The organism is Mammaliicoccus lentus (assembly GCF_947036595.1).
Lineage (GTDB): Bacteria > Bacillota > Bacilli > Staphylococcales > Staphylococcaceae > Mammaliicoccus > Mammaliicoccus lentus.
This window is the reverse complement of the sequence record NZ_OX344834.1, coordinates 167,401-181,874: the sequence shown is the minus strand read 5'-3', so window position 1 is coordinate 181,874 and position 14,474 is coordinate 167,401. Positions and strand designations below refer to the sequence as shown.

Here is a 14,474-nt window from a genome sequence, read left to right as displayed (position 1 = left end):
TGTCCCAGCCTCATTTTTTCTACTTCGTAACTGTATTTTCATACGGTACATTTCCGTATTCTTCAGTTTGTTTATTCTCGTTAGGCTTATCTTTTTCCCATATACTTTCTAGTTCTTCTAAAGTTTTACCTTTAGTTTCAGGAATGAATTTCCAAACAAATATTCCTGACAGTATACTCATTGTTGCATAAAAACCATAAGTCATTGTACCGCTGATATCCATCATAAATGGATAAGTTGATGTGATTGTAAAGTTCGCTAACCACTGAACTGCTACTGCTATAGCCATCGCACTACTTCTAATACGGTTCGGGAATATTTCTGATAATAATACCCAAATAATTGGACCCCAACTCATCATAAATGAAGCAGTATAGATGACCATAAATAGTAATGTGATTACACCGAATATTCCATTTGCTGTTAATATACTCATGCCTATCATACCGATAGCCATTCCTGTTGATCCAATGATAAGTAACGGTTTACGTCCAAATTTATCAACATAAATTATAGCAATTAATGTGAATACCACATTTACTAATCCCATAACGACAGTTTGAATCATTGAAGCATCACTACCTGCACCAAGGGTTTCGAAAATTCTCGGTGCATAATAAAGTGCTACGTTTATTCCAATAAATTGTTGGAATATAGATAGTAATATTCCGATGATAATGACTGTTTTACCAAAACTAAATAATGGTGCTTTTGTATCATTTTTCTTACTTTTTGTAGATAATATATCTTTCAATACTTTTTTAGCATGCTCATTTGATGAATAAATTTTATTCAGAACAGTTAATGCGTCTTTATCTTTATTAGCTAATATTAAATACCTAGGTGTTTCTGGTACCAAGAATAGCAATACAAAGAATACGACAGCTGGTATTGCTTCAGTCATAAACATATAACGCCAACCTATTACATCAACCCAATTTTGTGATTGACCAAATGTAATACCATAGTTTACAAAGTATACGACTAACATACCAAATATAATTGCGAACTGGTTCCAAGATACGAGTCGTCCTCTAATTGATGAAGGAGAAATTTCACTAATATACATTGGAGAAATAGCAGAAGCTAAGCCTACTCCTATCCCACCTATAACACGGTATATATTAAACATGACTAACAACCCTAAACTTGATTGTCCTGCATCAAAGAATAGAAATTCTGGATATCCTGATAAAATTGCTGATACTATAAATAAGATTGCAGCAACTTGTAAAGATTTTTTACGACCTAAACTTCTTGAAATATTTGAAGACAATAATCCACCTATAATACACCCGATTAAAGCACTTGATACTGTTATTCCGTGGATAAAACTACCATAACCTGATGTAATATACTTTTGTAATGATTGTTCTGCCCCAGAAATTACTGCTGTATCATAACCAAATAATAGCCCACCAAGCGTTGCGATTAGTGCAATTTTAAAGATAAATCTCTTATTATCATAACTACTCATTACCCCATCTCCCTAATTCGTTATTTAAATTGAGCTAAGTGTTTCGTTAGTGGCTGAGTTGCAGTATAAATTTGTTTATATATATTAAATAATTTTTGATATGATTCATTATTTTTTGAATCTGGCGTGACTTTTTCATGATAGTTAATCCATGATTGGCTATTATCTTGAAATGTATCAAACCAGTTTTCGCCCATTGCAGCTAACATTGCAGCACCGTATGCTGGCCCTTGTTCTTCTGTCCTAGTCATAATAGGCGCATTAAAGATATCCGCTTGTATTTGTAACCATTCTTCATTTTTTGCGCCTCCACCAATAGAAACAATTTCTTTTATATCGACATCTTGATTTTTCATAATCTCGATACTTTCATTAATAGAGTAAGTAACACCTTCAAGTACTGAACGTTTAATATCCTTTTGCGATGTATTAGCATCTAGCCCAATAAAGCTACCCCTGACAGATGCATCGTTATACGGTGTACGTTCACCTAATAGATATGGTGTATACAAGAGTCCATTTGCCCCTATTTTAGATTGTGAAATATCTTGTAAGAATGTACTAAAGTCTTCATCTGGGTTAAGCAATTGCTTCAGCCATTCTAAACTATAGCCAGCTGAAAGTGTAACACCCATAATATACTTTTGATTTGGCACACAATGACTAAAGTAATGCATGTTACCGTCATTTTCGTAATGTTCACTGTTCTCAATAGAAAGTGCAACGCCCGATGTACCAATGCTTACAAGTTGTTTTGTTTCATCTGTTATACCAGAACCAAGTGCACCACAGGCATTATCTGCGCCACCTTGATAAATATTTATTTCCCAGTCAATATTTAATTGATTCTTAATATCTTCTTTTAACACACCACTTTTTTGATGAGAAGGAATCACTTCTGGGCAAATGTTCGAATCAATATCTAATTGATTTAATAATGTTTCAGACCATTTTTCAGTTTTGATATTATACATAATCGTTCCAGCAGCATCTGATGGTTCTGTGAAAATATTACCCGTCAATTTATAGACAACATAATCTTTCGGCAACATAAATTTATGAATCTTTTTATAATTATTAGGTTCATTATTTTTTAGCCAAATTAATTTCGGAAGTGTGAAACCTTCAAGTACAGTATTTTGTGTTTGTTTAAGTAAGAACTCCATACCTAAAGCTTCTTTAATTTCTTCCACTTCTTGTGAAGTACGTGTATCATTCCATAAAATAGCTGGCCTTATACTATCACCAGATTCGTCAACAACGACTAATCCATGCATCTGTCCTGAAAAGCTAATACCTGTGATTGATTGTTTATCAAATTTCTTTAATAAGTGCGTTAAGCTATTCACTGTTGCTTCGTACCAAACATCTGGATCCATTTCACTATAACCAGACTTTGGATGCGTCGTTTTATAACTGATGCTATGAGAATCAACGACCTCACCATCTTTATTAACAACTATGGACTTTAATCCACTTGTACCAATATCAACGCCAATTACATAAGTCATAATTATCATTCTCCATTATTGATATTTAGAATATATTGATTGATTTGTGATTTTATTACTTCTAAGTGATCTGAATCATTTTCAATTTTTTCTATTTTATGTGCATATTTTTCTAATTCTTTAAATGAAGTTGTTCCTTCTACAATTTCCTTACCGATACCTTCACTAAATGATTTATATTTTTTATTAATGATATTTTCGAAGAAGTTATCTTCAATCATTTTATGAGCGACTCTTAATCCAAGTGCAAATGTATCCATACCTGCAATGTGCGTTAATAGTAAGTCTTCTTGTTTAAATGATGTTCTTCTTGGCTTAGCATCGAAGTTTAGACCACCTGGGCTTAAACCATCATTTTTAAGTATTTCGTACATCGCTAATGTCGTGTCATACACGTCTGTAGGGAATTCATCAGTATCCCAACCTAGTTGAGGATGACCTTGATTGGCATCCACTGATCCTAACATTTGATTATCGCGTGCATATCTTAGTTCATGTTGGAATGAATGACCTGCTAAAGTAGCGTGGTTTGCTTCAATATTAAATTTAAATACATCATCTAAGCCATACTTCTGTAAGAAAGCATGAGCTGTTGCAACGTCTGTATCATATTGATGAGTAGTTGGTTCTTTAGGTTTAGGTTCAATTAAGAATTGTCCTTCAAATCCTATTTCTTCAGCATAACTTTTAGCCATCTTGAAGAAGTTTGCTAAATTATCTAGTTCTAACTTCATATCGGTATTTAATAAACTTTCATAACCTTCACGACCACCCCAGAATACAAAGTTTTCTGCGCCTAACTTTTTAGCAATTTCTAAAGATTTTTTCACTTTCGCTGCAGCGTATGCATATACTTCAGCGTTAGAAGATGTAGCTGCTCCGTGTACAAAACGTTCATGTGTGAAATTATTAGTAGTATTCCATAATAATTTCTTGCCTGTTTCGTCCATTTTTTCTTTAATAAGATCGACTATTACGTCTAAGTTTTCATTTGATTCTTTTAAATTAGAACCTTCAGGAGCAATATCAATATCGTGGAAACAGAAATATTCAAGATTTAATTTTTCCATGAATTCAAAAATAGCATCCACTCTTGCTTTAGCTTTGTCCATCTCATTTAAGTTATCCCATTCACGTTCAGCCGTGCCTACACCAAATGGGTCTGAAAGATCTGCAGTAAATGTATGCCAATAAGCGACACTAAACCTTAAATGTTCAGCCATCGTTTTATCGCCTATTTTTTCTTCCGGATTATAATATTTAAAACTATAAATGTTTTGTGATTTTGAACCTTCGTATTTTACTTTATCTATGTCGAAATATGTCATTGTAATCCTCCTAATGATAGTTGGTTAGTTTATTAAACAAACTAACTTTAAAAATAATATATCATATACTATCATTTATGTAAACGCTTTCTACATTAAAAAAAGAACTTGTTAGAAATCTTTTATAAGATTTCTAACAAGTTCTTTTTAAATATGAATATCTAATTGAATGTCTTCAATTTGTAGCACTTTTTGAATGATTGCTAAAGTTCCACCTAACAAAGTAGCATACTTCACATTAGAATTTAGCTTGATTTGAATTTCATTTCGAGAATACTGTTTAAACTGTTCTTTAATTTCTTCTAAAATTTCTGGCATTTCATTAATTAACGGACAGTTAACATAAAAAGCATTTGGATTAAATTGCGTGTTTAAGTTATGTATTAATATAGCAATCTTATTAATAAATTGCTCCATCTCTTGCACAACTACAGAGTTTCGCTCTTTATAATATTGAATTAGTTTACTAAGTGTTAACGTCTCACCTAATTGATGGCTTAAATTTTGTAGTAAAGCTTCTTGAGAAAAAATATCTTCAATCTTATGATAAGTTTCCACATTATTGCTTACTTTTGATACAAGTGTTTTTCCAATCTCACCCGCTTCACCATTGGCACCGCGATACAATTTATTATTAATAATTAAGCCCGCACCAATACCTTTATGAATACTAAGCGCTATAAGGTTATTAATCGATAAACTATGCTTAAAATTACGTTCATACAATGCAGAAAGATTTGCCTCATTTTCGATCATCACAGGAACTTGGGCAAATTCTTTTAGCATTTCTGTTATAGAAACCCCGTCTGTCTTGTGGAATGGTAAATAAATGACATTTTGATCATTATCAACGACACCATGTATAGATACAGACATACCTAATAAACCGTGAATAGTGTCATGTTTCTCACGAACATCAACGTGCTCTTTCAAAATATCTAATATACTACTTACATTGTCATTCGGTAATTTATAAGATTCGTGTTGAATCACATTACCATCAAAGTAGTTATACATCACTTCAACTGAACTATACGTCAAATCTAACGAAATAAAGTAGCCATACAGATGATTAACCTTAAGTAAGATCGGTTTCCTTCCGCCACTTTTCGTACTGTCACCTTCACCAACTTCGCGCACTAAAGATTTACTCTTCAATTTATTTAAAATACTAGAAATGGTCGCTTTATTAATTCCTAGATTCTTTGATATTTCTGTGCGTGAAATATTTTGATGATTAAAAATTTCTTTTAGCACTAATTTTTCATTACTATTTATATTTAAAAATAAGTTATTTTCCATAATTTAAGACCCCATATGCACTTTGAATGTTCTATTTTAAATATCCATTTTATTATATTTATTATTTTAACACATATTAAAATAGCCAAAAGTTTTATCCTTATTTAATATATACCCTCTATTATTCATATTTGTACAATTTCTTGTATGATATCATTGATATTATATACATCAATCTAAAATCACTTTTTATATAACTGAAAAGGAGCATATAAATTTATGAATATTTTAATTTTAGGAGCAACTGGTCGTGTTGGTCATGAGATTTTAAATCATGCGATTAATGACGATCACCATATAAATGTATTAGTTCGTAATAAAGAAAAATTAAAAACTAAATATAACCAACTCAATATAATAGAAGGCAATGTGTTAAACAAAGATGATATTGCCCAGGCAATAAAAGGTGTAGATGTTGTATTCAGTGCATTAGGTACTGATGGTACAACTACATTAACAGAAGCTATGCCTCTTATTATTGAAGCAATGGAACAAGAAGGCGTTAAGCGTATCATTACTATAGGTACAGCTGGCATATTACAAAGTAGAACTGACATCGATCTTCTACGTTATGAATCAAACGAATCCAAAAGAAAAACGACTCGTGCAGCGAAAGAACACCGCAAAGTATATGAACTACTCGACCAATCTTCACTTGAATGGACAATTGTTTGTCCTACGTATTTACCTGATGGAGAAAGAACTGGCGAATATCGAACAGAGAAAAATTATTTACCTGAAGATAGCGTTAAAATCTCCGTACCAGATACTGCAGAATTCGCTTATCAACAGTTGAATAACAATGAATATGTTAAATCGCGAGTCGGTATTGCGTATTAAATAGAAAAGCCCGGGACATAAATAATTGTCCTGGGCTTTATTTTTGAGAATAGCTGAAAAGTTTTTTTGAAATAAAAAATAAGTGATTTGTTGTTCATTATTTTCAGCTCCAATTTTTTATCAACATTTCTTTTTTATAAAGTTCTTGGAAGGCTTGTTATCACTATTTATTGTAAACCATGATTGTAGTTATTGAACAATAAAATTAACAAAAAATCATTTTACTATATACCTATAGGGGGTATGTGTTATACTTTAATTATCAACTAGTTGTTCTATTAAATTTTATAAATTAGGAGGTTCATTATCATGAATAAAGATAACAAGCATGATCATGAGCATCATAGTCATCAAGGACATGAAAATCATGAAGACCATGATAATCATAGTGACCACGCTCACCATCATGGTAATTTTAAAAGTAAATTCTTTATTTCATTAATTTTCGCAATACCCATCATCATTTTATCACCAATGATGGGCGTAAAATTACCGTTTCAAGTTTCATTTACAGGTTCAGATTGGATCGTATTAATTCTAGCTACAATTTTATTCTTTTATGGCGGAAAGCCATTTATTACAGGTGCTAAAGATGAGATTTTAAGTAAAAAACCTGGAATGATGACGTTAGTTACACTAGGTATTTCAGTTGCATATATTTATAGTTTATATGCATTTTATATGAATAACTTTAGCTCTTCGTCGTCCCATACTATGGACTTTTTCTGGGAGTTAGCTACTTTAATTGTCATTATGTTATTAGGTCACTGGATTGAAATGAATGCAGTTGGTAATGCTAGCAATGCTTTAAAGAAAATGGCGGAACTTTTACCTAATACCGCTATAAAAGTAATCGATGAAGACCAACGTCAAGAAGTGAAAATATCAGATATTGATATTGATGATATCGTTGAAGTTAAAGCTGGTGAAAGTATACCTACTGACGGTATCATCGCACAAGGTGAAACTTCGATTGACGAATCATTAGTAACAGGGGAATCAAAACTCGTTCCTAAAGCTTATAACGATGAAGTTATTGGTGGTTCCATCAATGGCTCAGGAACTATTCAAGTTAAAGTTACTGCTACCGGCGAAAACGGCTACCTTTCTCAAGTAATGGGATTAGTGAACCAAGCACAAAATGATAAATCCAAAGCTGAATTATTATCGGATAAAGTAGCAGGTTATTTATTCTACTTTGCAGTAAGTATCGGCTTAATTTCGTTTATTGTATGGATGCTTATTCAAAGTAATGTTGATTTTGCACTTGAACGTCTTGTAACAGTACTTGTCATAGCTTGTCCTCACGCATTGGGGTTAGCGATTCCTTTAGTTACAGCACGTTCTACATCTATAGGTGCACACAATGGTTTAATTATAAAAAATAGAGAGTCTGTAGAAACAGCTCAACATTTAGATTATATTATGATGGATAAAACAGGTACATTAACTGAAGGTAATTTCTCAGTTAACCATTATGAAAGCTTTAATGAACAATTAACAGATGAAGAGGTATTGAGTCTATTTGCTTCATTAGAGAGCAATTCCAATCACCCTCTTGCTACTGGTATAGTCAATTACGTTAAAAGTAAAGACATATCCTATTCTAGCCCTAAAGAAGTTAACAACTTACCAGGTGTAGGTCTAGAAGGTACTGTTAATAATAGAAAATTAAAAATAACAAATGTAACTTATTTAGATCAAAATAAATTTGATTACAACAAAGAACAATTTACCGATCTTGCTAAAGAAGGCAATTCCGTTAGTTATTTAATTGATGACAACCAAGTTATTGGCGTTATCGCGCAAGGTGACAAAATTAAAGAAAGTTCAAAACAAATGGTTTCTGATTTATTATCTAGAAATATCACACCTGTCATGCTTACAGGTGATAATAATGAAGTTGCTCAAGCAGTTGCCAAAGAGTTAGGTATCGATGATGTACATTCACAATTAATGCCGGAAGATAAAGAAAAAATCATTAAAGATTATCAATCAAAAGGTAGTAAAGTTATGATGGTTGGTGATGGTATTAACGATGCGCCAAGTCTTATTAGAGCCGATATTGGTATGGCTATAGGTGCAGGTACAGATGTAGCCGTTGAGTCTGGCGATGTCATACTTGTTAAAAGTAACCCATCAGATATTATTAGTTTCTTAGATCTTTCTAAAAACACAATGAAAAAAATGGTTCAAAATCTTTGGTGGGGTGCTGGATACAACGTCGTTGCTGTACCTCTAGCAGCTGGAATATTAGCTGCAATAGGATTAATTTTATCCCCTGCTGTTGGCGCAATACTCATGTCATTCAGTACGATTATCGTAGCAATTAATGCTTTTACACTAAAATTAAAATAAAAGATAGGAGCTTTCAAATTATGATTAAGAAATTCAGTTTTATTATACTAGCATCAGGACTCGTATTATCCGCTTGTTCATCAGATAAAGAGGCAGAAGATAAAAAATCTAACAATCATAAAGAAGAAGAACATATGGAGCATAAAAGCGATAGTAAAACACCAGAAAACATGAAGAGTACAAACGATGGCAAGTTTAAAAAAGGTGATAAAGTTACAATTACAGAAGGACATATGGCAGGGATGAAAAATGCCAAAGGTACAGTGAAAGAAGCTTATAAAACTTATGCTTATGAAGTAAGTTACACACCTACAAACGGTGGCGACAAAGTAAATAATCATAAATGGGTCGTTAACGAAGAAGTAGCCGACGCACCTGAAGATGGTTTCAAAAAAGGCGACACTGTTAAATTAGAAGCTGACCATATGTCTGGCATGAAAAATGCAGAAGCTAAAATTGATGATGTAGAAGAAACAACTGTTTATATCGTAGATTATCAATCAACAGATAATGATAAAATGGTTAAAAATCATAAATGGATGACGGGCGATGAACTAAAAACACGTTAAAAATATCGGAATAAAAGAGCTAAGGACATAAATCCTTAGCTCTTTTTTGTATGGGATTGATCGGATATTGTTGTTGGATTTTCTACAACATTAATCCAATTACATGAACCTTTATTGGATTTTCTATCTTATTAATCCAAGTAAACACCTTCTTATTGGATTTTCTAACACAATAATCCAAGTAAACATACCTTTATTGGATTTTCTAATACAATAATCCAAGTAAACACTCTCTTATTGGATTTTCTAACTCGTTAATCCAGGTAAACACCTTCTTATTGGATTTTCTAGCTCATTAATCCAAGTAAACATACCTTTATTGGATTTTCTAACACAATAATCCAGGTAAACACTCCTTTATTAGATCCACCTTTACGTAAAATCACGAATTAACTTTTTCTTCCGTTTCATAGCTAATCTTTGTATGTTTTTGTTTAATTTATTGTTAACCGAGTATATATAAATACTATGAGTAGAAGTTAAACTGAATATGCTTTAAAGTTTTCAGTAGTACTACTAATTACGCTTACTTAATTTATTAGCCAATTAAAATTTATATTTTTACAATAAGTATTATTAACCTTTTGCAAATCACTCTTTTATATCGGAAGAAGGGATATTATGCTATTTCAATTAGACTTATTTTTAAGAATTTTTTTGGCCGTATTATGTGGTGCGATAATTGGTTATGAACGGTCACAAAGACTGAAAGCAGCTGGTATTAGAACGCATATACTTGTATCCGCCGCTTCAGCGTTGTTTATTATCATTTCAAAATACGGGTTTAATGATATTTTAAACTATTCAAACGTTGAGCTAGATCCATCAAGGGTAGCTGCTCAAGTTGTAAGTGGTATCAGTTTTATTGGTGCTGGTACAATATTGATTAAAAATCAAAATATTAACGGGCTAACAACTGCTGCTGGACTATGGATAACTTCAGGAGTAGGTATGGCTTTAGGTTCGGGACTTTATTTCATCGGGATTCTATCAGCAATTTTAATTGTCATTATCCAGTACTTTTTGAGAGAAAATTTTATATACGAAAAAATTGTTAAAAAAGAAAGAATACAAGTAAATATTGAAGCTTATTATTCAAACTATTTAAAACAGGATATATACAATTTACTTAAAGAAAATAATATTGAAAATATTTCATTTTACGTATATAAAATAGACCAGGATATAATTTATTTAAGCGTAACAGGTAAAGTTGTTTCTAAAACTTATAATAACAATGAACTTATGGAAAATTTATTCAGCTTAGAAGATGTTAGAGCAGTTAATTAAATAGAAGTAGAATCGTATCGAAAAAACACGCATATACTCATTTCAGTACATGCGTGTTTTAGTTTTCGTAAACACAATTATTTATCATTTGGTACATATTCTGGGTTATCTTTATTTAATACCCAGTTACCAGTTGTTAAGTAAGATGCGAAAGTACACCATGCCACATAAGGGATTAATAGTAGCCCTGCAGTCTTCTTAACTTGATAAAACTTAACTGTCGTAATAATAACAGCACTAAATAAAGCAAAGCTTTCAATCAATGCAGTACCTCTTAATTTATATTTAAAGTAAAGTATAGACCATAAATAATTCAGACCTAATTGAAGAGAGTATATACCTTTAGTACTCTTACTTGCATTATTATTAGAAACTAAAGAATAAGCTATGCCCATACTAAGATAAAGTAGTGGCCATACTATAGGAAAGATATAACCTGGCGGAGAAAATGGTGGCTTTTTATTTCGTTTATAATCTTGTCGCGCATTTTTGCTCGTATACTTACCTATCAAATTACCCCCAACAAACGGAAATCCAATCGCAAAAACTTGTTTCATTATGCCTGTAAGTCTCATTTAATCATGCCCTTTCAAACAGATTTTTTATCCTTACAATTAAAAATACCCTCAATTTGTAAAATAAATCATTAGTAATTTAATAAAAAAGAGAGCTATTTAAAATAGACTCTCATAATTTATGTATAAAGTTGCGTTAAATATTTATAGTTTCTTGATTATTCTAATGTTTCCTTTCTTATATTAAACTGTAATAATAACAACAACACGATTAACAAAATAAATGATGGTAACCAAACTAAACTTAAATTTTGAACTCCTAAGTAAATACTTATAGATAATATTAATAAACTATACGCGTTTCCTATTGAATATACCCTTTTAACTGTATTGCTTGAATACTTTGTTACAATCAATTTCCTGAACACTATTCTTGCACCACCAAATGATATACCGAATAGCAACATTAATAGAAACTTAATGATTAAATTGTCATTTAGAAAATACCATACTATCGTAATCATTATGCTTATATAAAAAAACAAGTTTATCCAACTATTAAATAAATACTTACTTAATATTATTCCAATGCATGCCATACCTATTCCTAAAGCGCTGTCTAACAAAGCTACTTCATACACTTGTCCATTATTGAAAGTTGTAAATGTAGGTAACGTAAAGTTTATTGTTCCTAATATTGGCCACATAAGCATACTCATAACCAAGTGTGTGAGTTTAATTTTCTCCTTATTAGATGATTCATTTGTTAATTGATCAACACATTTAGTATGTTTATTTGAATTAATACTAAAATATAGAAATAAATATACTAATCCATATACGATGAATATCCAATACAATTCGATATAATTCATGACTATCGATACTACTAAGGGACCAACCATTAATGCAACTTGGTTAACAGTCATTGAAATTGAACTATATTTATTGATATATTCTTCATTTTCTTTAGCTACCAATTCAGAAAACCAAAACTCTAAACTTGTTTCTAATAAGAAAAAGACTATCCATATAACAAAATTTAAAAATATTAAAATAAGCGTATAATCATAAAAGTATGCTATACATAGCACTATTAAAAATACCAATAAGAAAGATAATTTAGTAATACTACTTCCTGAACAATTATTTAGAAATGAGTTTATTATAAAAGGAATAAATATTGCTGGTACAAAAGAAAGTACCGTAGATATCGCTAAATCTTTAGTAGATTCAGGATTAGCTAGCTCCCAATTTATTGCAAGAATTAATCCCCCGCATAAAAATCTATATAAAGCTGTAATAATCAAATATTTATTCATTACTTATATCACTCACAGTAAAAATATCATTTGATAACTTTTTAGCTTTATTAATATGTCGAAAATCTTTTTCAGTAACCAAACCATCCCAATTCATTTGAATGATCCCTTCTCTATTACTCCAATTCTCTGGCTCTCCTGCAACATCTCCAATATTATTCAACAAACTAATTCGTTTAATTTCCTCATCCTTAGAAACATCTGGATATTTTATATCAGTTATTATTCCTTTTTCAGCTTTCAAAAAAGCTATTGCAGATGTTCTTTTCGGTACAAAATCTTCAATTATTTTCTCTTTATTGTCTATATACATAGCTACGTGAAGTTTATATGGGTTTATTTCATACGACGATTCTATTAAATCCATAATAGCATCGCCTCCTGGCCTTGCAGCAGCTTCAATAACATACAGATTATTTTCTTTTATCTTTATCTCTACGTGAGCAATTCCTCTATTTATACCTAAAGCTCGGCATGTATCTATCGCAAGTTTTTTAATTTTATCATCTTGATATCTATGGCTAGGTACTAGATGTCCCATTTCAGTAAACCACGGTTTGGGCGATAAATATTTTTCAGTTACTGTTATCACTTCATAAAAACCATCACCACATAACACCTCTACTGAAACTTCATCTTCACTATCAATGAATTCCTCTATCAAAAATTTACTTTTAGAAACATTAAAACTATCAGCATAAATTTCCATTATATTTTTAGATTTATGATACGACTCGACACATTCTTTTATATTGTTTGCTAAATAAACACCCCCGCTTCCACCAAATTCTAACGGTTTAATAATCACAGGAAATTTAAATTCTTTTACCATATCATTTAGTTGTTTTTCACCTTCAAATTCCATCGATTTTGGTGTCGAAACTTTATTTTTAATAAAATGAGATTTCATTAGTTTTTTATTTCTACAAGCATTAACTGTTTTCTCATTTAAAAATGGCAGACCAAAATTTTTATTTAATTTATTTGCCACCTTAAGCGTCCAGTCATTTAAAGGGACTATTGCCTTAGGTTCAAATCCTTTTTCTTTATATTTTTCAATATTTTGTTTTAACTCCTCATAGTTTAAAGAATCTGCATCCATACAAAAATCAAAGTAAGCATTATATTTATATTTAGCATTTTTTATGGCAGTCCACACTTCAAAATCTCCAACTGATTTAGCCCCAGAATATGACCTTTCCCTAAGAAATTGATCTGCTCCTAACAACAATAAATATTTTTTCATAATAACCCCCCATGTATTTTTTCATCAATACAAATCATCAAGGTATCTTTGAAGTATTTTCATTACAAAATAAAGCGTACAGAACAAAACATTCTGTACACTTTATTTATCTCTATATTTAAGTTGTAATTTTTAAATTATATAATCATTCAAAAACCTATATAAATTATCTCATTTAACATACATATATACTGTGATATACATCACAACAATGTCATTTTTATATTTGAGTTATATTAGTATAAATTATATACTTATTAATATATTTTAAAAGACGGCAATAAAATAGTTCTTAGTACTATTTTATGTACGTATACGTAAGGATGGGGTTCTATGGCTAAAATTTGTAAATATGGATTTGATGATTCAATTATAAAAAATGAAAGAGATTTATACGGCATAGGATTTACTCAAAATTTATTAGCAGGACGCTGGAAATATTTTATATTGTGGTTTTTAAAAGAAGAGCCTAAACGATATAGTGATATTAAACGATTTTTATCAGGTATATCCCAAGGTTCATTAACAAAACAATTAAAAGAACTAGAAGCTGATGGTCTTATTAATCGTAATGTATATCCAGAAGTCCCACCAAAAGTAGAGTACTCCTTAACAGACATGGGTGAAGAAATATTACCAATTCTAAAAATGATGGAAGAGTTCGGTAAAAAACATGGTAAACAAATAGATGAAGTGCTTTAATTCTTATTTATATA

12 protein-coding genes are annotated in these 14,474 nt (G+C 30.9%); 5 read left to right on the top strand and 7 right to left on the bottom strand.

Going from position 1 to position 14,474, the window contains the following annotated elements:
- Nucleotides 1-19: 19 nt before the first annotated feature.
- The 4 genes from xylE to ACNMOQ_RS00795 all read right to left on the bottom strand — a co-directional run bounded on the left by xylE (nucleotide 20) and on the right by ACNMOQ_RS00795 (nucleotide 5,618).
- Nucleotides 20-1,477, bottom strand: a complete 1,458-nt coding sequence (gene xylE / locus ACNMOQ_RS00810) for a D-xylose transporter XylE (protein ID WP_064204730.1) — start codon at nucleotides 1,475-1,477, stop codon at nucleotides 20-22.
- A 20-nt stretch (nucleotides 1,478-1,497) separates the two neighbouring features.
- Nucleotides 1,498-2,988: a xylulokinase gene (xylB, locus tag ACNMOQ_RS00805; protein WP_416350107.1), complete on the bottom strand. Its 1,491-nt coding sequence runs from the start codon at nucleotides 2,986-2,988 to the stop codon at nucleotides 1,498-1,500.
- A gap of 5 nt (nucleotides 2,989-2,993) precedes the next feature.
- Complete coding sequence (xylA, locus tag ACNMOQ_RS00800; RefSeq protein WP_416350106.1) at nucleotides 2,994-4,316, bottom strand: xylose isomerase; 1,323 nt, start codon at nucleotides 4,314-4,316, stop codon at nucleotides 2,994-2,996.
- Between the two features lie 147 nt (nucleotides 4,317-4,463).
- A complete protein-coding gene (locus ACNMOQ_RS00795) occupies nucleotides 4,464-5,618 on the bottom strand; it encodes an ROK family transcriptional regulator (protein ID WP_017000386.1) in 1,155 nt (384 codons plus the stop codon).
- Nucleotides 5,619-5,837: 219 nt separating this feature from the next.
- On the opposite strand from ACNMOQ_RS00795, the gene ACNMOQ_RS00790 reads away from it, so the two are divergent.
- The 4 genes from ACNMOQ_RS00790 to ACNMOQ_RS00775 all read left to right on the top strand — a co-directional run bounded on the left by ACNMOQ_RS00790 (nucleotide 5,838) and on the right by ACNMOQ_RS00775 (nucleotide 10,675).
- Complete coding sequence (locus ACNMOQ_RS00790; protein WP_416350105.1) at nucleotides 5,838-6,458, top strand: NAD(P)-dependent oxidoreductase; 621 nt, start codon at nucleotides 5,838-5,840, stop codon at nucleotides 6,456-6,458.
- 309 nt (nucleotides 6,459-6,767) lie between these two features.
- On the top strand, nucleotides 6,768-8,816 hold the full coding sequence (locus ACNMOQ_RS00785) for a heavy metal translocating P-type ATPase (protein WP_135022319.1): 2,049 nt from the start codon (nucleotides 6,768-6,770) through the stop codon (nucleotides 8,814-8,816).
- A gap of 20 nt (nucleotides 8,817-8,836) precedes the next feature.
- Nucleotides 8,837-9,385, top strand: a complete 549-nt coding sequence (locus ACNMOQ_RS00780) for a YdhK family protein (protein WP_017000389.1) — start codon at nucleotides 8,837-8,839, stop codon at nucleotides 9,383-9,385.
- A 621-nt stretch (nucleotides 9,386-10,006) separates the two neighbouring features.
- The gene (locus tag ACNMOQ_RS00775) at nucleotides 10,007-10,675 is read left to right on the top strand and encodes an MgtC/SapB family protein (protein WP_017000391.1); all 669 of its coding nucleotides are present in this window, start codon (nucleotides 10,007-10,009) and stop codon (nucleotides 10,673-10,675) included.
- A gap of 77 nt (nucleotides 10,676-10,752) precedes the next feature.
- On the opposite strand, the gene ACNMOQ_RS00770 is transcribed toward ACNMOQ_RS00775, so the two are convergent.
- From ACNMOQ_RS00770 to ACNMOQ_RS00760, 3 genes are all read right to left on the bottom strand, one after another.
- Nucleotides 10,753-11,250 carry a TspO/MBR family protein gene (locus tag ACNMOQ_RS00770; protein WP_416350104.1) on the bottom strand — a complete coding sequence of 166 codons (498 nt, stop codon included), beginning with the start codon at nucleotides 11,248-11,250 and terminating at the stop codon, nucleotides 10,753-10,755.
- Between the two features lie 158 nt (nucleotides 11,251-11,408).
- Complete coding sequence (locus ACNMOQ_RS00765; protein WP_323710822.1) at nucleotides 11,409-12,512, bottom strand: MFS transporter; 1,104 nt, start codon at nucleotides 12,510-12,512, stop codon at nucleotides 11,409-11,411.
- Complete coding sequence (locus ACNMOQ_RS00760) at nucleotides 12,505-13,758, bottom strand: ATP-grasp domain-containing protein (RefSeq protein ID WP_135021156.1); 1,254 nt, start codon at nucleotides 13,756-13,758, stop codon at nucleotides 12,505-12,507. The genes ACNMOQ_RS00765 and ACNMOQ_RS00760 overlap by 8 nt, the downstream gene beginning before the upstream one ends.
- A 333-nt stretch (nucleotides 13,759-14,091) precedes the next feature.
- Here ACNMOQ_RS00760 and ACNMOQ_RS00755 point away from each other — a divergent pair, with 333 nt between their 5' ends.
- Nucleotides 14,092-14,460 carry a winged helix-turn-helix transcriptional regulator gene (locus ACNMOQ_RS00755; protein ID WP_214269627.1) on the top strand — a complete coding sequence of 123 codons (369 nt, stop codon included), beginning with the start codon at nucleotides 14,092-14,094 and terminating at the stop codon, nucleotides 14,458-14,460.
- Nucleotides 14,461-14,474: the final 14 nt, after the last annotated feature.